At 48.4% G+C, this 26564-nt stretch carries 21 protein-coding genes and 1 pseudogene; 13 read left to right on the forward strand and 9 right to left on the reverse strand.

What is annotated here, in order from left to right; translation table 11 throughout:
• Nucleotides 1-124: 124 nt before the first annotated feature.
• From EH55_RS08540 to EH55_RS08555, 4 genes are all read right to left on the reverse strand, one after another.
• Nucleotides 125-1432 carry a TRAP transporter large permease gene (locus tag EH55_RS08540; protein ID WP_037976739.1) on the reverse strand — a complete coding sequence of 436 codons (1308 nt, stop codon included), beginning with the start codon at nucleotides 1430-1432 and terminating at the stop codon, nucleotides 125-127.
• A 48-nt stretch (nucleotides 1433-1480) separates the two neighbouring features.
• On the reverse strand, nucleotides 1481-1990 hold the full coding sequence (locus EH55_RS08545) for a TRAP transporter small permease (RefSeq protein WP_037976741.1): 510 nt from the start codon (nucleotides 1988-1990) through the stop codon (nucleotides 1481-1483).
• 108 nt (nucleotides 1991-2098) lie between these two features.
• Complete coding sequence (gene dctP / locus EH55_RS08550) at nucleotides 2099-3118, reverse strand: TRAP transporter substrate-binding protein DctP (protein WP_037976744.1); 1020 nt, start codon at nucleotides 3116-3118, stop codon at nucleotides 2099-2101.
• A gap of 143 nt (nucleotides 3119-3261) precedes the next feature.
• Nucleotides 3262-4185 (reverse strand): sugar phosphate isomerase/epimerase family protein, encoded by a 924-nt coding sequence (locus EH55_RS08555; RefSeq protein WP_037976745.1) that lies wholly within the window; start codon nucleotides 4183-4185, stop codon nucleotides 3262-3264.
• 252 nt (nucleotides 4186-4437) lie between these two features.
• On the opposite strand from EH55_RS08555, the gene EH55_RS08560 reads away from it, so the two are divergent.
• The 11 genes and pseudogenes from EH55_RS08560 (at nucleotide 4438) to EH55_RS08605 (ending at nucleotide 17998) form a co-directional block, all read left to right on the forward strand.
• Nucleotides 4438-5094, forward strand: a complete 657-nt coding sequence (locus tag EH55_RS08560; protein WP_037976748.1) for a response regulator — start codon at nucleotides 4438-4440, stop codon at nucleotides 5092-5094.
• Complete coding sequence (locus tag EH55_RS08565) at nucleotides 5084-6175, forward strand: sensor histidine kinase (RefSeq protein WP_051682769.1); 1092 nt, start codon at nucleotides 5084-5086, stop codon at nucleotides 6173-6175. Before EH55_RS08560 ends, EH55_RS08565 begins: the two co-directional genes overlap by 11 nt.
• Nucleotides 6176-6472: 297 nt before the next feature.
• On the forward strand, nucleotides 6473-6580 hold the full coding sequence (locus EH55_RS13865) for a TnpV protein (protein ID WP_141730527.1): 108 nt from the start codon (nucleotides 6473-6475) through the stop codon (nucleotides 6578-6580).
• Between the two features lie 230 nt (nucleotides 6581-6810).
• Nucleotides 6811-7026 carry a helix-turn-helix domain-containing protein gene (locus tag EH55_RS08570; RefSeq protein WP_037976750.1) on the forward strand — a complete coding sequence of 72 codons (216 nt, stop codon included), beginning with the start codon at nucleotides 6811-6813 and terminating at the stop codon, nucleotides 7024-7026.
• A 4-nt stretch (nucleotides 7027-7030) separates the two neighbouring features.
• Nucleotides 7031-8611, forward strand: a complete 1581-nt coding sequence (locus EH55_RS08575; RefSeq protein WP_037976752.1) for a type I restriction-modification system subunit M — start codon at nucleotides 7031-7033, stop codon at nucleotides 8609-8611.
• Nucleotides 8608-9684 (forward strand): virulence RhuM family protein, encoded by a 1077-nt coding sequence (locus EH55_RS08580; protein WP_051682770.1) that lies wholly within the window; start codon nucleotides 8608-8610, stop codon nucleotides 9682-9684. Before EH55_RS08575 ends, EH55_RS08580 begins: the two co-directional genes overlap by 4 nt.
• Entirely contained in the window at nucleotides 9681-10970 is a 1290-nt protein-coding gene (locus tag EH55_RS08585; protein ID WP_037976755.1) for a restriction endonuclease subunit S, read from the forward strand. Before EH55_RS08580 ends, EH55_RS08585 begins: the two co-directional genes overlap by 4 nt.
• 43 nt (nucleotides 10971-11013) lie before the next feature.
• Nucleotides 11014-11601 carry a restriction endonuclease subunit S gene (locus EH55_RS08590; protein ID WP_201769360.1) on the forward strand — a complete coding sequence of 196 codons (588 nt, stop codon included), beginning with the start codon at nucleotides 11014-11016 and terminating at the stop codon, nucleotides 11599-11601.
• 31 nt (nucleotides 11602-11632) lie between these two features.
• On the forward strand, nucleotides 11633-14797 hold the full coding sequence (locus EH55_RS08595) for a type I restriction endonuclease subunit R (protein ID WP_037976759.1): 3165 nt from the start codon (nucleotides 11633-11635) through the stop codon (nucleotides 14795-14797).
• A gap of 72 nt (nucleotides 14798-14869) precedes the next feature.
• Nucleotides 14870-16399, forward strand: a complete 1530-nt coding sequence (locus tag EH55_RS08600) for an ATP-binding protein (RefSeq protein ID WP_037976761.1) — start codon at nucleotides 14870-14872, stop codon at nucleotides 16397-16399.
• Between the two features lie 377 nt (nucleotides 16400-16776).
• Nucleotides 16777-17998, forward strand: a pseudogene (locus EH55_RS08605) (IS256 family transposase).
• A 298-nt stretch (nucleotides 17999-18296) separates the two neighbouring features.
• Here EH55_RS08605 and EH55_RS13515 read toward each other — a convergent pair.
• Genes EH55_RS13515 through EH55_RS08630 form a run of 5 tightly spaced genes read right to left on the reverse strand, consistent with a single transcriptional unit; the run spans nucleotide 18297 to nucleotide 23971 of the window.
• Entirely contained in the window at nucleotides 18297-19211 is a 915-nt protein-coding gene (locus EH55_RS13515) for an AraC family transcriptional regulator (RefSeq protein ID WP_051682771.1), read from the reverse strand.
• A gap of 2 nt (nucleotides 19212-19213) precedes the next feature.
• A complete protein-coding gene (gene yqeB, locus EH55_RS08615) occupies nucleotides 19214-20053 on the reverse strand; it encodes a selenium-dependent molybdenum cofactor biosynthesis protein YqeB (RefSeq protein WP_051682772.1) in 840 nt (279 codons plus the stop codon).
• A gap of 16 nt (nucleotides 20054-20069) precedes the next feature.
• On the reverse strand, nucleotides 20070-20561 hold the full coding sequence (locus tag EH55_RS08620; protein ID WP_037976763.1) for a (2Fe-2S)-binding protein: 492 nt from the start codon (nucleotides 20559-20561) through the stop codon (nucleotides 20070-20072).
• Nucleotides 20558-21568 (reverse strand): FAD binding domain-containing protein, encoded by a 1011-nt coding sequence (locus EH55_RS08625; protein ID WP_037976764.1) that lies wholly within the window; start codon nucleotides 21566-21568, stop codon nucleotides 20558-20560. The genes EH55_RS08620 and EH55_RS08625 overlap by 4 nt, the downstream gene beginning before the upstream one ends.
• The gene (locus tag EH55_RS08630) at nucleotides 21569-23971 is read right to left on the reverse strand and encodes a xanthine dehydrogenase family protein molybdopterin-binding subunit (protein ID WP_037976766.1); all 2403 of its coding nucleotides are present in this window, start codon (nucleotides 23969-23971) and stop codon (nucleotides 21569-21571) included.
• 368 nt (nucleotides 23972-24339) lie between these two features.
• Between EH55_RS08630 and EH55_RS08635 the strand changes: the two genes are divergently transcribed.
• The gene (locus EH55_RS08635) at nucleotides 24340-25263 is read left to right on the forward strand and encodes an AraC family transcriptional regulator (RefSeq protein ID WP_037976768.1); all 924 of its coding nucleotides are present in this window, start codon (nucleotides 24340-24342) and stop codon (nucleotides 25261-25263) included.
• 249 nt (nucleotides 25264-25512) lie between these two features.
• The gene (locus EH55_RS08640; RefSeq protein WP_037976771.1) at nucleotides 25513-26412 is read left to right on the forward strand and encodes a DMT family transporter; all 900 of its coding nucleotides are present in this window, start codon (nucleotides 25513-25515) and stop codon (nucleotides 26410-26412) included.
• The last annotated feature ends 152 nt before the right edge of the window (nucleotides 26413-26564 follow it).

Raw genomic sequence — 26564 nt, forward strand, 5'->3', positions numbered from 1 at the left:
AAAAAGAGCCTTCCTTGTAATGCGGCCTATGTTCAGACGGCCGACTGGTTTTCGCATTACACGGAAGGCTCGGGGGAGAGACAGCTATTCCGTTCCTTATATCGCGGCCGTTATACGGCCGCAGTTAGAAGCCCTTTCCTAATACCAGCCGCGGCAGCCACAGCGACAGCGCCGGGATATAGGTAGTCAAAAGAAGCGTGGGTACCCAGGCGAAGGCGATAAACATCAATGTCGGCTTCATCATCTCCGCGACCGGTACTTTTGAAACGCGGGAGCCGAAGTAAAGCATCATAGCGCAGGGCGGGGTGATGAGCCCGAGCCCCAGGTTCATGCCCATGATCGCACCAAGCTGTATGGGATCTATACCAAAACTTCTTGCGATTGGCATTAAGATGGGGACAGCCAGAAGCATAGAACTCGTATCATCCATGATCATCCCCAATATTATCAGAACGATATTGATGAACATCAGAATGACATATTTGCTGTTGGATATCGAATGCAGAAAATCTGTGATGACGGAGGGAAGGTCCTGCATCACCATAATGCGGGAAAGGACCATGACGCAAAAGATCATCACCATGATGACGCCGGTCGTTGTCGCGGAGTCCGCCAACGTCTCATAAAGGGCTTTCCACGTCAGCTTTTTATAAATCAGCATGCCGACCGGCACTGCGTAGAATATTGCGATAGCTGCGGATTCCGTGGGCGTGAAGACTCCGGAATAGGTGCCCCCAAGGATTATGACGGGCATCAGAATTGCCGGAACGCTCCACTTGACCCTGCTGAATACCTCCCTCACTATCTCCGACGAGGGGATTTTTTCTTCGCTCTTCAGATTTTTGACGTTCCTGAGCATCACGACGTTCGTTGCGGAAAGCAGCGTGGCAAGGATGATGCCCGGTATGACCGTCGCCAGGAAACAGGCTAAGATAGACTGGCGGGCGGACCAGGCGAAGATGATCATTAGTGCGCTCGGCGGAATGAAATATCCCAGCGGGCAGGCGTTTGTTATCAATGCAGCGGCGTGCCCGCGGGGATAGCCGTCTTCGATCATCTTCGGGATGACGATCGGCCCTATGCAGGTCAGCGTAGCGGTAGTGCTGCCGGAAATAGCTCCGAATATAGCGGAGGCGAAAACGCCGGCGATCCCCAATCCCCCTCTGATGCGCCCCACAAACAAGTCGACAAAGTTGATCAGCGCGGAGCCTATATTGCTTTTTGCCATGATGGTGCCGACGCATACATACAGAGGGACGCACAAAAGCACGACCGCGTTCGTGCTGTCGTATCCATAGGATATTATAAAGCTTGGATCCAAGTCTAAAAGTACTACCAAACCAAGCGCAGCGGCCATGAAAGCGTACATGATGGGCACTCCGGCTATTATTAAAATGATTACCAGCAGCATCGCAATTCCGATCGATGTCATTGTTTTTCTCTCCAATCTCTAACAAGTCATGGACATACAGCGTACAAGCTAATCTTTGAAGTCTTTCACGCGATGATAATCTCTGAGCAGGTAAACGCAGTTATAAAATAGCATCAGAATGAATCCCACAAATATGCCCATGTGCGGAATGAGATATGGGATCCCCCAGTCTATGGTCCTCGGATCGATCAACACGTCCCAGCGCACAAGGTCGAATGACAGAACGACCATCGGTATCCCTACCGCCACCTGCACGGCTTTTGAGAATAAAGAGAGCTTCCGTCTGGCCCTTTCTGATACAAATATAGCAAGAACGTCCGCTGAAACGTGGGATTCTTCCCAAGTCGCGTAAGAACTGCCGATGAAATACATCCAATATGCGCCTATCAGTATGATTTCATCGTATCCCAAAACGTTTATTTCAAAAATGTAACGGCAGACGACTACGATGCCCAATTCAAAAACGACGATTATCGTCGATATGGCCGCCAGCAAACGCTGAAGCTTCAGCAGCGCGTCCCAGCCCCATGTCTTTTGTATTCTTTCTTCCAAATACATAGAATCACTCCTCTCTCCCTATTAACGGCGCATGGAGCTCTGCGGCGCAAAGTATAGCCCGTTTTTGACCGATTGCAGAGCTCCATGTTAAAAAATTTCGGCCTGCGGCTATTTATTGCCCAGGAAAGTGTTGATTTCTTCAAAAATGCCTTTGCCCACGATCTTTTCCGCTTCAGGCCAGCAATATTTGACGGCTACCTCATGGTTGCTCTTGACCTGCGCCGCTGTGGGCGTATAAACTTTCATGCCCAGTTTTGTTTTCATTGTTTCCAGGTCGCGATAGTATGCGCCTACGGCGTCTTTCCATTCCCTTTCACGCTCGGCTTCGAAGGCGTCGATAATGATCTGCTTCGTCTTGTCGTCGAATTTGTTCCAGGTTTTTTTGCTGATGCAGAAGTCGTTCACGACGACTACGGAGGCGCCCAGATACTGTACGTGCGCGCCTAAGACCTCGCCCAGCGACGCGACCGCCTGTTCCGTGTTCATGCCCGTGTCGGCGTCGATGATGCCCGTCTGGATAGATGAGAAGATTTCCGCCCAGGGAATCGTGGCGACGGAATACCCCATATTCGTATAAAAGGCTCTCCACGCGGCGACGGGGACGACGCGTACGGTCAGCCCTTTCTTGTCTCCGACCGCAAAGGGGTCTCTGATGTTTCTTCCCTTGCCGATGTTGCAGTACATGATGGCGTCGAGATATGAGCCGATATAAACGACGCCGTTCTCATCGTAGCATTTTTCAAGGAATTTGTGCATCGGCGAGTCCTTCGACAAGAGCTTCTTGGCCTGCTCGTCGCTGACGGTAAGCCCGGGGACGGAGACCAATTCAAACTTCTTATTGAATCTCGACGAAGGATAATTGCCTATCATATCGATGGTGCCGCGCATGACTTCCTGATAGCAGTTTTCATAATTGCCCAGCTGGTCTGACGGATAGATGACGATATCCACTTCGCCCTTCGTCTGCTCTCTGACTCTGTCCGCCACTCTCGTGAGGGCGCGGACTACGTAGTTGTCCGTCGCGTACATAGAAGCCAGACGATATTTTGCCGCCTCCGCAGTACTCCCGAACGCGACAGTGCTTGCAACGATCGTCAATGCGATGATCAATGTCGAATATTTTTTCATAGATATCACTCTGCCCTCCTAAATGATTCGTACTTTCTCCCATATGTAAAAGATCCAAGCCTCAATCAGGTAATTCTCTCTCTATGCTCACGCCGCCGTCTTCAGCTCTTTTGCAGAAAACCGCCACCTCCCAACTTATCCGGCTACTTATTGCAATAAAGGTCCACGAGCTCGTCTTCGCGTCCTACCTTCAGCACGTCGCGCAGGTACCTGATGCTGCGGATGCAGGCGTCCATCTGCTTCGCCTTCGCCTCTTCGAGCGTATCGTTTTCCATATCCCATTCGATCTCGAAGGTGATTTTATCTGTCGGCGATACCCTGCGTATGAGGTCAAGGACCTTCTGGACGTCGATGTCGCCGTCGCCGATCGCGACGCCGTGGAACCTTGCGCCGTACTGGTCTCTGGAAAGCTGGTGGTCGCAGAAGTGGTTGCAGATCGCGCGCGAAGCGAGTTTCTCAACGGCGGCCTGCGGCCCCTCGAGTACTCCAAATGAATTTACCGTATCGACGCAGACCTGCACGAGCGGGTGATTCACTTTATCGACGAGCCACAGTATCTCGTCCGCATATGTTTCCGTATGGTTTTCGAGGGCGACCGGGATGCCGAATTTTTCGATTGTGGGAATCGCCTTTTTGATCTGGTCGTAGATTCCGGCAAGCTGCCTCATGACCGTCGGCTGGAAGCAGCTTCCATAAAGCGGGCGCTCCCTGCGTATGTCGAGGCTGAACTTTACGAGCTCGGCGTTTAGTTTGGAGGCCACCGTCACCGCGCTTTCGAAGGTCTCGTTGAGGCGCGTGTCGAACTCTTCGTTCAGGGAACAGTTATACTCGAGGTAGAGGCCGCGCTCTTTCGCCGCTGCGGCTACCTCTGCAAGGCGCGCGTCGTCCTTAGTCTCCAAGTCCGTGCCCGTTATGTGAAGGCCGTCGAGCCCCCATTCGACCGCATAATCCATCAGCTTGAAAAGGTCGAAAGTTTTGGCGTACGGCTTGTCGTGAATGCCCCAGTTCTGCCCGAAGCCCCAAAGATGCAGAGTGTAGCTGTGCATCCCTAATCTCATTTTGCGCATAGTAATATCCTCCTGTTTACTTTTTATATTATTTTTGCTATTTATCTGATAAATCTTACAGTTATATTATGATGAAGTAAATTCTTTTTGTAAATTCAAAAAAGAATTATTTATCGTGGTATAATCTTTATTGTTAATTAACGGATTCCATTAAGCTACTGCTGCGCGAGGGCACGGCGGCCCTGCGGCGGTGTCTTTATCTGCCGCAGCGGCTAAGGATAAAAGTTTTTATTGGTGAGAGGGATTGCAAAAATGAAGAAGAAGATCGTTTTAGTTGACGATCATAAAATTTTTCTTGAAGGGATAAGCGGAATCCTTTCCGACAGCAAGACGGTGGAGGTCGCGGAAAGAGCCTACAGCGGCAGGGAGGCGCTTGAAGCGATAAGGGCCGTCAAGCCGGACCTGGTCATCCTCGACATAACGATGCCAGAGATAAACGGGATAGAGGTGACGCGTGCCGTAAAACATGAAATGCCGGCGGTAAAAATCCTCATCCTTTCGATGCACCTCGACAGAAGGATGATAATCGAAGTCCTTAAAGCGGGGGCGGACGGCTACGCGCTTAAGGAGTCGGAGCCGGCGGAGCTCGTCGCGGCCATAGACGTAGTGCTTTCGGGTCTGATGTACTTAAGCCCGGGCGTCGTCACCCTTCTGATACGCGACTATATACAGAAGCTAGCGCTGCCTGGCGCGCAGGAGAAATTGGAGGTGCTGTCGGCGCGCGAAAAAGAGATACTCTCCCTGATCTCCGACGGCAAAAGCGCCAAAGAAATAAGCGCGGAGCTGTGCATAAGCAGGAACACGGTGGACGTCCATCGGCGCAATCTGAAGCAGAAGCTCGGCTGCGAGAACCTGAACGAGCTGACGCGCTACGCTATGAGGGAGGGTTTGATGAACTTTGATAGGTAACGGCGAACGCCAGCTGATTCTCGACGCGATTTTCCAGAACATAGCGGACCCCATGGCCATCTGCCGCGTCACGGAGAGGGAGGACGGACAGAAAGACCTCGTATACGTGAGGGTCAACGACGCTTATGAAAAATTAAACAATACGAAGCGCGAAAGCCTCATAGGAAAGCTTTACAGCTCGGTCTGGAAGGAGGATACGACGGACTGGGGCGGGGTGATGATAAGGGTGGCGGAAACGGGGAACACCGGCTATGGAGAAGAGTTCGGCGACGACGCGAAATCAGGTTTTTTTGAAGCGGAAAGCAGCGTCGCGCCAGGCTATTACCAGCTCTTTATATTTTCCCCGATCCCCGACTGGGTCGTTATGATATTCCGAAACATGAATACGTGGCGCAAGGTCGCCGTGCAGCTGAAAAAAAAAGAAAAACTGCTGCGCAAGCTGACGGCGGGGCTCACTCTCGCGGAGGAAAAGACAAGAAGGACGATAGCCGCAAAGCTGCATGACAGCATAGGCTATTCGATGGTGGGCATGCTGCATTCGCTGCGCACTTTGTATGAGGAACAGCGCGATGCGGAACAGAAGATGAAAGTGGCGGCCGTCGTTGAGAAGATGGAGCGCCTGCTTCAGGAAACGCGCTCTTTTACGTTTGACATAAGCCCGCCTATCCTTTACGAAGTCGGGCTTTCCGCCGCCCTTGAGGCCAGGTGCGACAATTTGCAGATCACGCACGGCATCAAATGCGCGTTTAAATGCGAGGGGAAAGAAACGAACCTTGACGAAGATACGAAAATACTGCTTTACCAGATGACGCACGAGCTGCTCGTCAACGTCGTGAAGCACGCCGAGGCCACGGGCGTGCTTGTGATCATCCGCTGGGGGGCGAAAAACGTTCAGATAATCGTCGAAGATGACGGGAAGGGCTTCACGCCGTCAAAAAACAACAGAAAATCAAACAGCGGCATGGGGCTCTTCAGCATCAGGGAAAGGCTGCGCTCCGTAAACGGAGAGATGAAAATCGTTTCCACGCCGAAGAAGGGCACGACGGTCAGCCTCGTCGCACCGATACAGTCGCGCGAATGAAAACGTTTTGACAAAGCAGGAGGGCCTATCTCTAATTTCATCGATACGCCCGCGGCGAAAAGCGCCGCTTACGGGCACAAACTCTTCGCCAGGCTTGTCTTCGCTCGCGCTCGTGGTTATAAACCACAAAAACGCCAGTGCAAAATAATAGTTGATGAATAATTCCCCTCATGCTATGTTAACGCTCGGATCATGCGGACGCTTTTGAAGAAGCCTCCCTCGCGGACCCCGACGAGGTCAAACGCAAGACCGCCGAGGCGCGGGCGTAGATTCCAAATATGCTAGCATACCAAGGGTATAACCGAGCAGAGGAAATCCGACAACCAAATGCTCTGGGTGCAATCCATGAACTCTGTCCGCAGCCGAGCAGAGGAAATCATCAAAGCAGAATTGATTTACTGTTGATTTGTCAAGTCCTGACCAAACAATTCCTTATTGCAACCGAAGCGACAGGTATTTCCTTGTGAATTTCCTGCCGCTTTTTTCAAAAATCACAAAGATTGCCTTGCCTCAGACTGCGAGGGAATGAGAGCTTAATGAAAATTATACAATCCAATATTTCTGCATATATGTTGATTTTTTCACGTCTGAGTGACATAATAAACCTACGTCGAACACGAAAAGGATGGCGAATCATGGCAGTAAGCTATAAAAAGCTGTTTCATCTGATGATTGATAAAGGTATAACCAACGCCGAGCTGATGGAAAAAGGCGGCTTCAGCGCAAACATCATAACCAGATTAAAGCGTGACCGCTATGTGGCATTAGACAGCATCGAAAAAATTTGTTATGTCCTTGACTGTGGCGTGGATGATATTCTGGAGTTCATACCGGAGGAAAAGGGGCATTGAAACAATGGCTGATATGAGAAAAGATCAGGAACGGGAAGAGCTGTTCCGTCGTATTTATAAAATTGCAACCGACCTTGTTCATGCAGGTCATGTCGCGGAATGGGATTTCAAGTCCTATGTTCTCGGCACGATGTTCTACCGCTATATTTCGGAGAACTTTGCCGCCTATATCAACGCAGGCGAGCGGGCGGCCGGAAACAAGGATTTTGATTATGCAAGAATGTCTGACGCAGACGCAGAACCTGCCCGAGAGGGATTGATTCAGGAAAAGGGGTTCTTTATCCTGCCGTCTGAATTGTTCTGCAACGTTCTCGCCCGTGCGGACAAGGACGAAAACCTGAATGAAACGCTGGAGCGTGTATTCAAACATATTGAAAGCAGTGCAGCAAGCGGAGACGCTGAAAACGACTTTGCCGGTCTGTTTGATGACTTTGATGTCAATAGCAAAGCAATCGGTGAAACTGTTGCAAAGCGTAATAAAGTGCTTGTCGAGCTTTTGAACGGTGTTGCGACAATGCCGCTGTTCTCTGCAAACGGCACTAACGCTGACTTGTTTGGCGACGCTTATGAATATTTGATGGGTATGTATGCCGCCAATGCGGGCAAAAAAGGCGGTCAGTATTTTACACCTTCCGATGTTTCGGAGCTGCTTGCTCGTCTCGGTACAATTGGGAAAAGCCGTATTAACAAGGTCTATGATCCCGCCTGCGGTTCCGGTTCGCTGCTGCTCAAAGTGGAAAAGGTGCTTGGCAAGGACAATATCGAACGTGGCTTTTTCGGACAGGAAATCGACCTGACCACCTACAACCTTTGCCGCATCAATATGTTCCTGCACAATGTCGATTTTGACAAATTCAGCATTGTGCGTGAGGACACGCTGCTCAGTCCGCAGCACTGGGACGACCAGCCGTTTGAGCTGATCGTCTCGAATCCTCCATTTTCTGTCCCGTGGGAAGGCGACAAAAATCCGCTCTTGATCAACGACCCGCGCTTTTCGCCTGCCGGAGTGCTTGCCCCGGCTTCTAAAGGTGATATGGCGTTTATTATGCACAGCCTGTCGTGGCTGGCTTCCAACGGTGCGGCGGCTATCGTCTGCTTCCCCGGCATTATGTACCGCAGCGGGGCGGAGCAGAAAATTCGTAAATATCTGGTGGACAACAACTATGTGGACGCCATCATTCAGCTCCCGCCCAACCTGTTTCTCAATGTCACGATCTCTGTTGACATCATGCTTTTGAGGAAGAACAAGACGGATAACGCTGTGCTGTTTGTGGACGCTTCCGGCGAGTTTGTCAAGGTCACAAAGAACAACCGACTTTCCGAAGCGAACATTCAGCGCATCGTGTCCGCCGTTGCCGGGCGCAAGGACGAACAGTATTTCTCCCGTCTTGTACCGAACGAAGAAGTCGGCGGCAAGCAGAACAACTACAACCTTTCCGTTTCCACCTACGTTGAAGCCGAGGACACCAGAGAGAAAATCGACATTGCGAAGCTCAATGCCGAAATTGAGGAAATCGTTGCCCGTGAGCAGGTTCTCCGTGACGAAATTGCGAAGATTATTGCAGAAATTGAGGCGGAAAGATGAAAAAAGAGAAGCGTGAAATCAGCATCGTCCGTTCCTCCGCTGCGGAATATCTTACTTTTATTACTGCTACCGGAGAAAGTGATGTAAATGCGGTGTACTTTGATGAAAATGTGTGGTTGACGCAAAAGATGATGGGGCTTTTGTATAATGTGGAAACTCACACGATCAACTATCACTTGAAAAAGATTTTTGCTGACGGAGAAATCGACGAAAGCTCAGTTATTCGAAAATTTCGAATAACTGCTGCGGACGGCAAAAGCTACAACACCAATCATTATAATCTGAGCGCCATCATTGCCGTGGGCAACAAAGTGGATTCCCCTCGTGCGGTGCAGTTCAGAAAATGGGCTAACCATATCATCGAAGAGTTTACTGTGAAAGGCTTTGCGATGGATGATGAACGCCTGAAAAACGGCGGCACTGTTCTGACGAAAGACTATTTCAGGGAACAGTTGGAACGCATCCGTGAAATTCGCCTTTCGGAACGTCGGTTTTATCAAAAGATTACCGACATTTATGCCATCAGCATTGATTATGACGCCAAAGCGGAAACAACAAGGCTGTTTTTTGCGCGGGTGCAAAATCAACTCCATTGGGCAATCCACGGCGAAACGGCGGCGGAGACCATTTATCGCCGTGCCGACAGCAGCAAAGACCACATGGGGCTGACCGCTTGGAAGGATGCGCCCGACGGCAAAATCCAGAAATTCGACGTGGTGATCGCAAAGAATTATCTGACACAGGAAGAGCTTTCCGCAATGGCGAGAATCGTCAACGCCTATTTAGATTTGGCAGAACTGAGAGCCGAAGAAGAAGTGCCTATGACAATGGAAGATTGGGCAGAACAGTTTGAGGGGGTTCTTAGACTGAGCAAAAAGGAAATCCTGACCAATGCCGGGAGCATTTCTGCTAAAATCGCCGAACAGCACGCTCTGAGCGAGTTTGAAAAATACCGCGTCCGACAGGATCGGCTTTATCAAAGCGACTTTGATCGAATGCTTCTTGGGGAAACAACGCCAAGTTTGCCTGCAACGACCGAAGCGGAAACCGAGAAGGATGGTGAGAACAAGTGAGCAAACTGGATGAATTGATTCATGAGCTTTGCCCGAATGGGGTGGAATATAAAACGCTCGGGGAGATCGCGACAGACATTTTTCGTGGTTCCGGTATTACCAGAGACCAAGTGCGTGAAACAGGTACGCCCTGTGTCCGCTATGGAGAAATTTACACCACCTATGGAATTTGGTTTGAGAAGTGCATATCCAGTACAGATGAGGACTTGCTGACAAGCAAGAAATACTTTGGACATGGTGATATTCTCTTTGCAATCACTGGAGAAAGCGTTGAAGATATTGCAAAGTGTTGTGCTTATATCGGTCATGATAACTGCTTAGCTGGCGGTGACATTGTAGTGCTAAAGCATAATGAAGACCCGAAATATATGGCATATGCTCTTTCAACCGTAGACGCACAAAAACAAAAGAGCAAAGGAAAGGTCAAAAGCAAAGTTGTTCATTCGAGTGTGCCGGATATCAAGGCCATTAGTATCCCTGTTCCCCCTCTTCCTGTGCAACGTGAAATTGTCAAGATTCTTGACAATTTCACGGAACTTACAGTAGAGCTTACAGCGGAGCTTACAGCGAGAAGAAAGCAGTATGAATACTATCGTGATGAACTGTTAAAGTCGAAAGATAATATTCCTATGGTTGCATTGAAAGATGTTGCCACGAATATTTACAGAGGTTCGGGTATCAAACGCGATCAGGTTACAGTTGACGGTATTCCGTGCGTTCATTATGGAGAAATATATACTACCTACAATACTTGGTTTGACGAATGTATATCTCACACCAAGCTTGAATATGTTCCAAGCCCAAAATATTTTGAACACGGCGATATTCTGTTTGCAATTACAGGTGAAAACGTCGCGGATATTGCAAAATCGGTTGCCTATGTTGGTCATGAAAAGTGTCTTGCTGGTGGCGATATTGTGGTGTTAAAGCATAAACAGAATCCAAGATATCTGGCCCATGTTCTTGCAACAAAAGTAGCAAGAGAACAAAAAAGCAAGGGTAAGGTGAAAAGCAAGGTCGTTCATTCCAATGTCCCGTCCATTGAGCAGATAACTATTCCGCTGCCGCCGCTTGATGTTCAGGAGCGATATGCCAATGTTCTCGACAACTTCGACGCTATCTGCTCCGATCTGAAAATCGGCCTTCCTGCGGAGATTGAAGCCCGAAAAAAGCAATATGAATTCTATCGGGATCAGCTCTTGACATTCGCAGAGGGTGGCAGGACAGTCTTCACAGACAGACAGACAGACAGACAGACAGACAGACAGACAGACAGACAAGGATAGCGCGCTGATCCGGCTGTGTCAATATGTTTTTGGATATGTTTTGTTGCCGCTTGAAAAGATTTTTGATATTCGGAACGGTTACACACCATCAAAGGCTAATCCTGAATATTGGACAGATGGGACGGTGGATTGGTTCCGCATGGAGGATATTCGCATGAACGGTCACATCCTTTCAAGCGCATTACAAAAAGTCACCGAAGTTGCCATAAAGGGCGGAAAGAAGATTCCTGTAAATTCGATTGCACTTTCCACTTCCGCAACCATCGGCGAACATGCTTTGATTACAGTCGAGTGTCTTGGAAATCAAAGGTTTTCATTCTTTACGCCCAAAGCCGCTTTCGCTGATATGATCGATATGCGATTCATGAACTACTATTTTTACAAAGTGGATGAATGGTGTAAAGGACATCTATTCCAAGGTAATTTTAACAGTGTGGATATGGGTGCACTGAAACAATTGTGCGTGCCGATTCCCGCTATAAGTGAACAAGAACGTATTGTTTCCATCCTTGACCGCTTCGATGCTCTATGTACAGACCTATCCTCCGGTCTTCCCGCAGAGATCGAAGCAAGACAGAAACAATACGAGTATTACAGGGACAAGCTACTGGCATTTGAACCGGCAGAATAACCTGAATGAGTAACACGAGAGGAGGCAGCCCGTGAGCTATTTTAACATCGTTGCTCAAAGCAGCGAAAGCACAGTCGTAACGGAATATAAGCCGCAGGCGAAGCGTTCGGAGGCTTACCAGAGCGAGGCGGATTTGGAGAATGAGTTCATACGCCTGCTTTGTGAGCTTGGCTACGAATACCTGACAATCCACAAGGAAGCCGACCTTATCGGCAATCTGCGCAAGCAGCTCGAAAAGCTGAACGATTATCGCTTCTCCGATGAGGAATGGAAGCGGTTTTGGAACGAGGTGCTTGCAAACGCCAACGCTGACATTGTCGAAAAGACCCGCCTGATACAGGAAGACTATGTTCAGGTGTTGCGGCAGGACAACGGCGAGAGCAAGAATATCCTGCTGATTGATAAAAAGTGCATCCACAACAACGTTCTTCAAGTCATCAATCAATACGCTGTCTCTGCTGATGAGGGCGCTGCCCACGATAACCGCTATGATGTGACTGTGCTTGTTAATGGGCTGCCGCTGATTCATATTGAACTGAAACGTCGTGGCGTGCCAATTCGTGAAGCATTCAATCAGATTGACCGCTATCAGCGTGACAGTTTTTGGGCATCCAGCGGGCTATATGAGTTTGTGCAGATATTCGTGATTTCCAACGGTACGAACACCAAGTACTATTCCAACGCGACCCGCTTCAACCACATCAGGGACGCAGGAGCGCAGAAGATCAAAAAGGCGAAAACCAGCAACAGCTTCGAGTTTACCTCTTTCTGGGCAGATGCGAATAACCGCATCGTTCCCGATCTCATAGACTTTACAAAGACGTTCTTCTGTAAGCACACTATCTTGAACATTCTGACCCGCTACTGTGTGTTCACGGCCGAAAACATGCTGATGGTCATGCGTCCCTATCAGATTGTCGCTACCGAGCGCATTCTCAACCGCATCGAGATTGCCAACAATTATAAAAGATACGGCTCCGTTGCGGGCGGCGGCTATGTTTGGCATACAACAGGAAGCGGTAAGACGTTGACTTCGTTCAAAACGGCGCGGCTTGCCTCCCGACTGGACTATATCGATAAGGTTCTATTCGTTGTAGACCGCAAAGACCTCGACTATCAGACGATAAAGGAATACGACCGCTTTGAAAAGGGCGCCGCCAACAGCAACACGTCTACCGCTATTTTGAAGCGGCAGCTCGAAGATGACAACGCAAAGATCATCATCACGACCATCCAGAAGCTTGCTACCTTCATCAAGAAGAATGCCGGGCATACTGTCTTTGATAAGCGGGTAGTCATTATCTTTGACGAGTGCCACCGTAGCCAGTTCGGGGATATGCATCAGGCAATCGCCAAGTATTTCAAAAAGTACCACCTGTTCGGCTTTACCGGAACGCCGATCTTTGCGGTCAATGCGGGAGTTGGTAAGAATCCGACGCTCCGTACCACAGAGCAGGCGTTCGGCGATCAGCTCCACACCTATACCATCGTGGACGCTATCAATGATAAGAACGTGCTGCCGTTCCGTGTGGACTACATCAAGACGATGGACGCGGAGCCGGACATTGATGACAAGGAAGTGTGGGACATCAACCGGGAAAAGGCGTTTCTCGCTCCTGAGCGTATCCGCCTGGTCACGGACTATATCCTGACGCACTTTGACCAAAAGACCTATCGTGGGGATAAGACCTATACCTTCAATGTTTTGCAGAATATTGCCGAGGTTGTATCTGTCAGAGGCAGAGCACAGATTGAGGAGATCAAGAAGAAGCAGCGAGTCAGAGGCTTCAACTCGATCTTTGCCGTGTCCTCCGTAGACGCAGCCAAGCTGTACTATTCGGAGTTCAAGCGCCAGATGGAGGAAAATCCGCAGCGCAAGCTCAAGGTGGCAGTCATTTACAGCTACGGCGCAAACGAGGAAGAAACGGACGGTATCCTTGACGAGGAAAACCCGGCGGACACCTCTGCACTCGACCAAAGCTCCCGTGACTTTCTGGAAACCGCTATTGCGGACTACAATGCGCTGTTCCGCACCAACTACTCAACGGACGGCGATAAGTTCCAGAATTATTATAAAGACGTTTCCCTACGGATGAAGAACAAGGAGCTTGACCTGCTGATCGTGGTCAATATGTTCCTGACGGGATTTGACGCAACCACGCTCAACACATTGTGGGTGGACAAAAACTTAAAAATGCACGGGCTGATTCAAGCCTATTCCCGCACGAACCGCATTCTTAATTCCATCAAGGTGTTTGGAAACATCGTTTGCTTCCGTAACCTTCAAAAGCGGACCGATGACGCCATCTCGCTTTTCGGAGATAAGGAAGCGGACGGCATAGTGCTGATGCGTGGTTATAAGGATTATTACTTTGGCTACGAGGACAAGGATGGAAGGACTCACCCCGGCTATGCCGATATGATCAAAGACCTGACGACAGAGTTTCCGCTTTCCGAGGAGCGCATAACGGGAGAACAGCGGCAGAGAGAGTTTATCGTACTGTTCGGCGCAATCCTGCGTATGCGAAATCTGCTGATATCCTTTGACGATTTCGCTGGGAATGAAATTCTGACCGAAAGAGACCTTCAAGATTATCTCGGCAGATATCAAGACCTTCGTGACGAATGGAAAAACCGTAAGCCGGGCGGAGAAAAAGAGGACATTACCGACGACATCGTTTTCGAGATTGAACTCATCAAGCAGATTGAGATCAACATCGACTATATCCTGATGCTCGTCAAAAAGTACCATGACTCACACTGTGATGATAAGGAAGTCCTTATCACCATTCAGAAAGCTGTGGACGCCAGCCCAGAGCTACGCAGCAAGAAGGAACTGATAGAGACCTTTATCGCCGGTATAAACGATGTGTCGGATGTTATGCTGGACTGGCGCATCTTCGTCGCTGAAGAAAGGGAACGGCAGCTTGCCGCCATAATCAAAGAAGAACGCCTGAAAGACTACGAAACACGCCGCTTCATGGAAAGAGCTTTCCGCGACGGTTCGGTCAAGACGACAGGAACGGATATAGACAAACTGATGCCGCCGATTTCCCGCTTTGGAGGAGACAGAGCCCAGAAGAAGCAGACGATTATCGAAAAGCTGAAAATGTTCTTTGAGAAATTCTTCGGACTTGGAACTGTGGAGTTCAGAGAAATTGAGGAAGTGGAGCCGAACGGGGAAAAGGAAGATTAAATAGTGCAGCACACGGGCAGGCAACGGCTTGCTATCAGCAAATTTGAACAATAATCGGAGGGGAAAAGAACAATGCGGATAAAATCTTTAACAATTAAAAATTTTCGTCGATACTCAAGTGCGGTGACCATAGAGTTTGAGAATCTCACTGCTTTTGTTGGGAAAAATGATGTCGGAAAATCAAGCGTGTTAGAAGCTCTTGACATTTTCTTCAATGACGGAAAAGGCTGTATTAAGCTCGACAAAGACGATACCAACAAAACTGAAAGTGAGAACGGAAACAATGAGATTTCTATTGCTGTATGCTTTGAAGAATTGCCGGACAATGTAGTTATTGATGCGACAAATGAAACGACTCTTGAGAGCGAATACTTGCTCAATGAAAATCACCAGCTTGAGATTGTGAAGAAATATCCCAATGCAGGAAGCGCAAAAGTCTTTATTCACGCATATCATCCCACGAGCCCGAATTGTTCTGATTTGCTCTTGAAAAAAAATAGCGAACTCCAGAAACTTATTAGTTCTCAGTCGATCGAGTGTGCAGACCAAACGCGAAATGCAGTAATGCGTAAGGCTATTTGGGAACATTTTTCAGACGACTTACAGTTAGCAACGACGGATATTGATGTTACTAAAAATGATGCAAAGACTATATGGGACAAGCTACAAAAATATTTGCCCCTATACACTTTGTTTCAAGCAGATCGAAAAAATACCGATGGAGATAGCGAAGTGCAAGACCCGTTGAAAGAGGCGGTAAAAGAAATTCTTGCTGATGAATCTTTGACAGCGACCTTACATTCAGTTGCAGAAGAAGTAGAACGAAAACTCAGGGAGGTTTCGTCTCGAACGCTTGAAAAATTGCGGGAAATGAGTCCGGAAGTTGCAAGTAGCCTTAACCCCGTCATACCGCCGTCTACAAGTCTAAAGTGGACAGATGTGTTCAAAGGTGTGTCTATTACTGGCGACAATGATATTCCTATAAACAAACGCGGCAGTGGCGTTAAAAGGTTGGTACTGTTGAACTTCTTCCGAGCAGAAGCGGAGCGACGCCTACAGGAACGCAATGCTCCAAGCATTATATATGCGATTGAAGAACCGGAAACCTCCCAGCATACTGAAAATCAGAAAAAGCTGATTCGATCTTTTTTGACGCTTTCAGAAGCAGAGAATACGCAAATCATCATTACTACACATAGTGCAAGTATTGTAAAGGAACTTGGCTTTGATAATTTGAGGTTGATTTCTTACGAGAACGGAACCGAAAATGTTCAGCGCATCTGTCGCGGACAGTTGCCGTATCCGTCTCTTAATGAAGTTAATTATCTTGCCTTTTCCGAGGTGACGGAAGAATATCACAATGAATTGTATGGATTCATTGAAGAGCAAGAGTGGTTGTCTGAATATAAAGAGGGCAAGTCAACGTTTCCGTATATTAAACTTCGCAACGGACAAGAAATCCAGGAACAGAGAATTCTAAGCGAATATGTACGGCACCAAATACATCATCCAGAAAACAAAAGAAACCGACACTATACAGAAGAAGAACTGCATGAGTCTGTTTGCCTGATGTGTGACTTTATCGCCAGTCGCATGACATAAAATCATAAACTGAAAACCAGACCGTTGACTGCGTCCAGTGCGCACAAGTCAGCGGTCTTTTCTTTTCCCCCAAACCAAGAAAGGAATCACCTCATGCCAAACGAAAAACTGGAAAAACTAAAGCAGGAACAGTATGTTGCGGAGAAAAAACTGACCGCAGCTAAAAGATACCGTATAATTTTATGCGCACATTTGTGTAAGGGATATTTTCCGCGGACGTGCAAGCAGCATGAAAAAGAGCCTGAATATGAAGCGGGCTGGGCAAACGGTTAAATAACGCCGTTATGCAACAACGTCGGAAGTTGCAAACAGTTCTCCGAGCTGATATGTTTTGTCTGCGACAACAAAAAACAGGACAGCAAGAGGAGGGCTGCGATATGAAAGATAACACAACAGCCGGCAAAAATCCATCCGCAGGCGGAAAGATCATCACCATCAACGAGGGCAAGGTAAAAGGATATCTGAACACGGTGGTGAAAGATGTTGTCGAGGAAACCTTGAATGGGATGCTTGACGCCAAAGCGGATGAACTCTGCAAGGCTTCGAAGTACGAAAGATATCCGAAACGTCTGAGCGCCAGGGCAGGGCATTACACGAAGACGCCGCACGTTGTGGCCGGAGATCTGAAACTGAAAATACCGCGTCTGCGCAGCATCCCGTTCGAGACTGCAATAATAGAGCGCTACAGGCGCAGCGAAGAGTATCTGTTGAGGAATCACTTATAGAAAATGTACATAGCTAAGCGTATCGGTAAGGCGTGTTGAGGATATAACGCAAGCACTTTGGGGGACTAGGGTGAGCCCGCAGTCTGTCAGCAACCTCAACAAGAAGATATACTCGCGCATAGATGAGTGGCGAACAAGAAAATTCACGTGCGGCAATTGGCCCGTACGTCTATCTTGACGGGATCTGGCTCAAACACAGTTAGGACGGCGACGTGAAGAACGTGTCGGTATTGGTTGCGCTTGGAGTCAATGAATACGGCTACAGGGAAGTCATAGGGATAGCTGAAGGCGCCAAAGAAGATAAGGACAGCTGGTCATGTTTCCTGCGCAGTCTGAAAGAGCGCGAGCTGACAGGAATGAAGCTCTTCATCTCAGACAATGGCCTCGGGCTTGTGGAAATCATACCGGACTTCTGCCCCGAAGCGGAATGGCAGCGTTGCACGGTGCATTTTTACAGAAGACATAATGAAGACCGTACCGCGGCATAAAATATCTGAAACTATGTGCCTGGCCAAGACACTCCATACGCAGGAGAGCATGGAAAGCGCGAAAGATAAAGCGTCCATGGTAGTAAAGAAGCTGCGTGAAATGAAACTACCGCAGGCGGCAAAGATCGTTGAAAGCGAAAGCTGAGGAAACATTCAGCTACTATAAATTTCCGCCGGAGCACTGGCAACACATACGCACCAACAACCTTCTTGAGCGTCTCAACAAAGAAATCCGCAGGCGCACGAGAGTTGTGCACAGTTTCCCGGATACGGGATCTGCAATTATACTGATAGCGGCCCGCCTGTGCCACACGATGGCCGGCAAATGGGGCGCCGCCAGATACATGGAGGAACTTCTGAAAGGAGGCGAAGGCGAAGTGGCTTAACGGTTCAAACTGACACCAGCATATCAGCACAGGCAATTTAGGCTCTGAAAAAAATGTGCGCAGAATTCTTGACACAACCGTTGCGATATTGCCCTCTCGTGATGTACGGTATATACCCATCATCAACATAAACGTTTGCATAAAAGTTCGATATTTTACAAAAATATATTTATAAATTCTTTTTAATTTTATCTGAAGAAGCACCGTTCCTTTGTAACGGCGCCTGTGAGGTGGAAAATAGTGAAGAGAAGGTGGAAAAATTAAAATAAATATAAAATATTCAAATAAAAGATAAATTCTATAACGATTCCGCCTCTGTAAAACGAACGTGCTTACGAAAATCACCCGGTGATATACCGTTCGCCTTTTTAAATACACGGCAAAAATTCTGCGCTGTATTAAAACCTGTCTTCCAAGCTATATCCGCGACTTTTTCCGGACTTTGCGACAGGAGGACTTTTGCTCTTTCGAGACGGTACTCGGTAAGATACCGCTGCGGCGAATTATGTATGCTTTTGTAAAAGCAGCGCAACGCTTCGCTCTTACTGATATTTGCCGCTCTTGCAATGTCTGAAAGTCCGATTGGTTTCGAATATTCGCGGTATATATACTGAAGCATTTTCTGCATACGGTCATGCATAAGCCTGTTCGGCTTTACTTTGCTGACATCTGCAGTGAGTTTGTCATATACCGCACTGAAAAACTGACTCCATAAGTTTAATGCTGAGCTGTAAATGTACTGTTCACGCATAAAACTTTTGTCCTGTTCACGACGGAAAAGCCCTGCGAGGGAACCGCAAATACGTCGCGAGCCATAGTCACTTGCTTTGAAGATGAAATATTTTATATCTGACGAAGAAACCGGCTCAACATATTTTTGACAGATGGCAGAATCTGCAGGAGCAATGAATTCCTCCGGAAACATAACGCTTTTCAAAACGCCGCTCTTCACAATATATCTGTGGATGGTATTCGCATTTATGAATAAAACATCTCCGGAATCGAGCAAAATATGTTCGTCATCAATGTTGTAGTCCGTGTTGCCGGAAACTGCCATAGAGAACTGGAATTCCCTGTGCCAGTGCCAGGTAATAATTTTACCCCGGCTGTCACTTGTATCGTCAAAAAAACTCGCGAAACGAAACGTGGGTGTTCCATAACATTGTGTTGACTGAAGAGATTGATCAACCGTCATTTCTTCTATCTGTATCATTTTTAAGCCCTTATGCAATCGGCTGGAATAATTTCGGGCCGTACCGAACCATTTCGATTCAGCATTCTAATGTGGAATATTGCTTCGAGCACACCTCCGGCTACGGCGAGTGCCTTGTCTGAAATCTTGCGGCAATATTCCACTTTACCGCGCGGATCTACGTCTCCGGATTTCATACCGATCCTGACCGGCGTTCCGTCAGCTATAAGACCGCGTAATACACCGCTTATAGTGCAGCACATCGGATGGCATTCAACATAACCAACAATGTCGCCTGCTTTCACATAATCTCCTATTTCCGCAGTTGCATGGAAAATCCCATCATAAGGAGCGCGCAGTACACGCTCGCCCGCAAACCCGCCAATCAAGCCAGGTATATTTGTATTAGGAGTAGCACAGCCTTTATATATGGCGCGCCCCATCGCGTGTCCGCGCATAGTCTCAACGACGGCACCACAGTCCAGACCAGCCGCAAAGCCGGGCCCCACACCGATGACAATGGGCGCGTCGGTTATTTTAGTTCCTGTGTTGCGTTTTGCCATGATAGCGTCGACCAGTACCTCCGGGCACAGCTCGTCAAGACATCCACATTCTGAATCGGCAAGAACCGCTATGTATCCGCGTTTCAATTCTGCCATTGCCTCGCGGACACTACCTGCAAAACGCGCTGTTATGCCTTCTACAACTGTTTCCCCATGAACAATCGCCTCGGAAAATGAAACTGCCCTTCGAATAGACGTTGGGTTTGACAGGTCGGTCATAATAACACCGAATCCGCAGTTTTTCAGTCGGGCGGCGATTCCGCTCGCAAGGTCTCCTGCGCCTCGGATAAGTACTGTCATAGCTGTTTCAGATCTCCTAGCCCGCAGCAGAATCTTTCTCGCAAAGCGACTTTACAGCATTCATAACGCTCTTGAATCCTGTGCAGCGGCAGTAGTTGTTTTCGAGAGCTTCTATGATTTCATCGTCAGTAGGAGAAGGGTTTTCATCGAGAAGCGCTTTTGCAGTGAGTATCATTCCAGGAGTGCAAAAGCCGCACTGAACAGCCGCTTTGTCAAGAAACGCCTGCTGGACAGGGTCTAATTTGTCGCCTTGTGCAAGCCCTTCAACCGTGGTGATTTTGGAACCATCAGCTTCAACAGCCAGGACCATGCATGACGGTACAGCCTTTTTATCCATTATTACAGTGCAGCAGCCGCATTCGCCGTTATCACAGCCGCGTTTTACGCTTGTGTAGCCGCCCTTGTCTCTTAACGTATCGACAAGCAGCTCATCGGGCGCTACGACAAAAGCCTGCTTCAGCCCATTGACCACCAGCGTTATCTGAAGGTTGTTATTAACATTATTCATGATTTAGCCCCCTCAAGAGTCCGATTCCATGCAAGTGCAACTGCCTTGCGGAACAGATCACGTGCTTTTGCCACCTTGAACAGTACGTCATCGTTCGTGATATTCACGTCTTTGAACAACATCTTGGACGCAGCTTCTATACGTTCGGGCGACATCACACCGCCTTCCAGAAATCTTACAGATTCCTCTGCCATATAAGGCGTCTGCGCAACACCGCCAAGACATATCTGAGCTTTCGCGCAGGCACGGCCGTCCTCAGCCGGGACAACATCCGCGGATGCGCTGACTAATGCGAAAACGCCGGGGCCGGGTTTATATGTTTTATAAGCGCTGAAGTGCCTGCGGCCCGGAATCTTTATTTCGGTCAGGACCATATCTGATTTTATCTGCGGTTCCGCATCAACCCTGTAAAAGTCCTTTACCATAATTTCTATGGAGCCGGCCGGTGACTGCAGAACCACGGAAGCTCCCAGAGCGCAGAGAGCCATTGCCATATCGGACGGCAAAGGAGCTTTGCAGTAGCTTTTGCCAGTTATCGTATGCAACAGATCATCTCCGTAACGAACAGCGTGACACACTTTACCGCCGCGTTTAAAACAGGGTTCAAGAGACTGTCTCATGAACAGGTTGATGTGAGACTGATTGAAGTACGGGCACTTGACTTTCTGACAGAGGTTGCCGCCGATCGTCGCCCTATTCCGCAGTTTCTGGCTTGCTACATTCCTCGCTGCTTCAGAGAGTGTCGTGAAATTGTCCTTGATAATCTTTGTATCTTCTACTGCCCGAAGCGTAGTCATTGAGCCTATCCTTGCCCCGTCTTCAGACACTCTGATAAAATCGAGTCCTTCGACTTTTGCGAGGCTGACGAGGCAATCAGGTTCAATTGTATGAGCCCGGAGCTGCAGCAGGACATCCGACCCGCCCGCGTAGAGCTTAGCGCCCTTGTTCTGTTTTAATGCCTCAAAAACTTCTTCAAGCGAAGAAGGTGCCAGATATTTAAAGCTCATTTACAACGCCTCCTTTTCGGCATTTTTGTCGGCCTGTTGTCTTACAATCGCACCAAGTACTCTTGACGGCGTGATAGGAAGGTCTTTAATCCTGACTCCGACAGCGTTCTCTATTGCATTTGCAATAGCACCCGGCATACATACAACAGCAGGCTCCCCGAGTCCCTTTGCGCCGAAAGGTCCGTTAGGCTCTATCTGTTCCACAAACCTGACGGTAACACCCGGCACTTTGTCCATTGACATAACATGATAATTTGTGAAGTTAGGATTGATGCACCTGCCGTCTTTTCTTATAAGGGATTCGGAAGTTGCCAGGCTGAGTCCCATCACAAGCGCTCCCTGCACCTGGCCCACTGCCTGGCTCGGGTTTATTATCCGTCCGGAGTCATGACATGAAACAACCCTCACTACACGGACTTCACCCGTTTCCTTATCGACTTCTACCTCAACTGCCTGCGCCAGGAACGGATACGCCTCTGCGATGGAGCCCTTTCCTTCTTTGTCAGGGACTATCGAGCCCGGGTCGTACTGGCCTTTGAATGTCAGAAGCACTGCGTCGCGCGTGGCATAGCCTCTGAATGCTGCGTCAGCAAGCTTCATGGTCTTTTCCGGATCTGTCTTTGAGAATACATTTCCTTTGCGGAAACAGAGATTTTCCGGCTTTTCGCCCAGCACTTCAGATGCGATGCCTGCCAGCGCGGCTCTTGCTTTGTACGCTGCGTCCATAACGGCCCTGCCGGCAACGAATGTCGTGCGGCTTGAATATGTTCCGAAACCGAAAATGCCGCTGTCCGTGTCCGCCCCTATGACCTTGATGTCGCTGACCTGTATGCCCAGTATCTCGGCTGCAATCATGGCCATTACTGTGTAAGTTCCCTGCCCAAGGTCAGGGTCCGAAACGTGCAGCACGACAGAGCCTTCTTCATTTACTATCAGCAGGCACGAAGAACGGTCATTGTCAATTGCTGCTTCATCCCAGAATCCCTTGCGCCACTGCGGCTTCCCGTCAACCAATGTGATGTACGGCGAATCCGGTTTGTCAGCGTAAAGAGCTTCCGGCGAGCCGTAGCCTGTACGCCATATGAAACTGTTAAAACCTACGCGCCAGCCTGTCCAATGGACGCCGCAGGCCAGGCCGATGCTCTTTACAATGTTTGGATCATCGCTCGGCTCAAAGTCCTTGTGTATGAGCTCGTTCGCCTTTTCTATGCATTCCTTCAGGCCGCAGCCCTGAATCTGCCAGCCGATAGGAGTCTTGTAGTTTGCTTCAACGGCGTTCTTGAGCCTGAGTTCCACAGGATCCATGTGGATCATTTTAGCCAGCTGGTCCATAGAGGACTCGATGGCAAAATTTATCTCTTCATTGCCGAAGCTGCGCATTGGCGTGCTCCAGTTGTTATTGGTGAAGACGGGACGGAAAGCGTACTTTATATTAGGGCATTTGTAGAGTGAAGAGAACAGGTGTCCCTGTGCCTGCCCCAGCGCATAGGCCCAGCCTATATAACCGCCGGAGTCGCAGTATGTGTAGCAGTCCATTGCCGTCAGCGTCCCGTCCTTTTTTATTCCGAACCGGACATTGAACTTATAGCTGTCGCGAATTGCGGTTGCGGCAAACTGCTCTTCCCTGTTGCGAACCATTTTAACTGGGCGGCGGACTTTCCAGGCGCAGGCCGCGCCGATGTAAACGAGGCGGTAAACGTTTCTCCCGCCGGCGGGAGATCCGTTGCAGGGCACGATGATCCGCACTTTGCTCTGAGGTATATGGAAAATGCGGGCCATCATCATTCTGTCCCAGTACGGAACCTGTGTATTCGTATATACAGTGAACGTGGAACCGTCAAATGATGCAACAACGCTGTCGGTATCGGAGGGGCAGTGCTCGATAGTAGGCGTGGTATAGGTGTCTTCAAGCACATAGTCAGCTTCTTTTAAGCCTTTTTCCACATCTCCCGTTACAACATAGAGGTCGTCCAGTTGCGGGTGAATCGGGACTTCCGGATTAAGTCCGCTTTCGATTGTGCTGTAAACCGGCAGCTGTTCATATTCGACTTTGATTTTCGCAACGCCTTCTTCTGCCGTTTTTTCGTCAACGGCAATAACGGCTGCTATTTCGTCGCCTATGTACCTTACTCTATCTGTTGTGAGGACAGCCATATCGCCGCCGCTTCCTATGGCACGCTCGTTGCCCGGAATATCCTTGCCTGTGATAACGTCTATGACGCCGGGAACTTTCATTGCTTCTGACGTGTCTATACTGATGATTCTTGCGTGAGCATAGGGGCTTAACAGAGTTCTTGCATAGAGCATATGCGGCAGCACTATATCACGCACAAAGACTGCCGATCCAGTGACTTTGTCCTTACCCGTAATAAGCTGCGTGGGTTTTCCTATTACGTCAAACATTTTGTCCTCCTCCTTAAAAAAGGCAACAGGCCATTAAAAACAGCGCTTACGCGCGTGCTTCTAAACCGCAAAGCGTCATTTAAAAATTCTTACGTGTTTATTATCTCAGCTATAACTACATAAATCTTGCAAAAAATTTCAATGAACATGTAAAATTTTTCCAAATCATAAACTATGTATTGCAACCATATTATGTTATTTGCAAAAAGTCTGATTTTTTGATATACTAATTCAAATCCCTGCGAATATAAACAATGAATGTTTCAGCTGTTCAACAATACTGCTTATGGTACGGCTATATGGATGACTGTCAAGCGGCCAAAATAAGGTGTTTTAGAAGAGGCGGTATCGAGGAGGGGTGAGCGCTTATGAAAATAATGGAACTGCCTACGGACGAGTCGTTGCGTTCCCAACTTCCGTATGGCGGACAATTTTTCCATTTTGCGTATTTTGTCGACGATTTAACGGAGTACAAAGACAAAAGCATTAATTGGCATTGGCATGACGAGTTTGAATTTTCTCTTGTGGAGTCGGGTACGGTTATCTGCAGGATAGGCAGTGAAAAAATTGAGTTACAATCAGGAGATGCATTGTTCATAAACAGCGGCGTCATCCACAGTTTCACAGCGCTGGACAGCGGCGTGTGCAGACAGATAATATTTTCGCCAGAGTTTCTTGCGACGCGGGATTCGGCTATATTTACAAAATATGTTCAACCTGTTATTGAAACTGCCAGGGAGTACATTGTCATAAACGGCGGCAACGAGGAGCAGGCCGGCCTGCGTGGGCTTATTGCTGCAGTCTGCCTCAACGCGGAGTCTGAAACAGACACGGAAAGAGAGCTGAACATTAACATTTCCGTGATGGTAATGTGGGAGACTTTCATTAAATTCGCGAAGGGTATGCTTGCTGACAATACAAAAACTCCGTCTCCGTCAGCAACCAAGATAGAAAGGGCCCGACTGCATATCATGCTGGAGTACATCAGAGAGAATTATCACGATTGCGAAATAGAACTTAAAGACATAGCCGCGGCAGCAGGTGTCAGTGCCTCAAGCGCCACGCGGTATTTCAAAGCAGGCTTACACACAACTCCTGTCCGGTATCTGAATGGTCTAAGACTGTGCAGAGCGAGAGAACTCCTTGTGTCCACTAACGATACTATAACTGCTGTAGCACAGGTTACCGGTTTCGACAACAACGGTTATTTCTGCAAGAGTTTCAAGAAGAAGTACGGCATTTCGCCAACCGATTTTCGTCATAAACAGCAAACAACTCCAGGACCGCTGTAAAAATCATCAATCCCCGCTCAACACATGAGCAGGGATTTTTGCACACAGGAGCTGTGTCATTGCAGTTTAAGTTCCATGAATATTTTTTGCAAATCTTTGGGAAGATTTTGCAAGCACTGCGTACAGTTTTCTGCAACAATAAGAATAACGGCACAAGAAGCAAGATTCACATAACCAACGCGTGCAAAACCAGGTACGGCTGCCCGGTTTTCACGTCTGCATTTAAATTTAAGAAGGGAGAACTTTGCAATGAAGAACCTGATATTGCTGCTGCCTGTTATTTGCGGCATCATGTGGGGATCTAACGGTATATTTGTTCGTGAACTTTCAGCGTTCGGTGTAGACCGCATAGGCGTCCTCGCTGCAAGATTCGTTGGAGCTGCGGCCGTGGTATTCCTCGTCATACTTGCATATGACAGGAAGCTGTTCAAGATAAAAAGGGCCGGCGACCTGTTTTATTTTGTAGGCAGTGGTCTGGTGGGCATGCTTGCACTGAATTTCTGCTACAACGAGGCGATAAACCGGCTGACGCTTTCGCTGGCGGCGGTGCTGCTGAACCTGAACCCTGTCTTTGTCGTCGCGCTGGCTGCGATTTTGTTCCACGAAAAGATAACCGTCAGAAAAGTTGTATGCATGGCCCTTGCCATATTGGGCTGTGTATTCGTAAGCGGCATTTTTGAAGAGACCGCCGGTATTAAATGGTCTGCGGCCGGGATTTTAATCGGGCTCGTAGCTGCGTTCTTCTATGCCCTTTACAATATTTTCTCAAAGTTTGCAACTGAGAAGGGCTATCACACGTTCACAATAATCTTTTACAGTTTCCTTCTGATATCTATTGTACTGGCGCCTCTAACAAACTGGGGGCAGATCAAGGATTACGCAGCAGCTGCGCCCGCGAGACACTGCCTTTTTCTGCTGCTGTTTTCACTATGCACGTCAGTACTCCCTTATATTCTTTTCACATTTGCGCTTAAGCACGGCGAGTCCGGCAAGTGCTCGATACTGGCAGCCGGCGGCGAGCCTATAGCGGCGTCTGTATTCGGAATGCTCATATTCCACGAGCTTCCGACGTTCTTCATGCTGCTTGGCCTTGCTGTCACGATTGTAGCGCTTGCTTTCCTCTGTATGTCGCAAAAAGAAAACTTGTAACCGAAAAATATTTAACTCACCCGCCTTGTGCCGGTCAAAACAAAACGTTATCCCGCGCCTCCCAGAGAAAGAGGCGCGGGATTTTTGTCAGAATCATAACACCGGCTGAGCCGGTGGTTATGATTTATATCTTATTAGCGTTCGGCGAACGG

Origin of the sequence: Synergistes jonesii, from assembly GCF_000712295.1 — a bacterium.
Lineage (GTDB): Bacteria > Synergistota > Synergistia > Synergistales > Synergistaceae > Synergistes > Synergistes jonesii.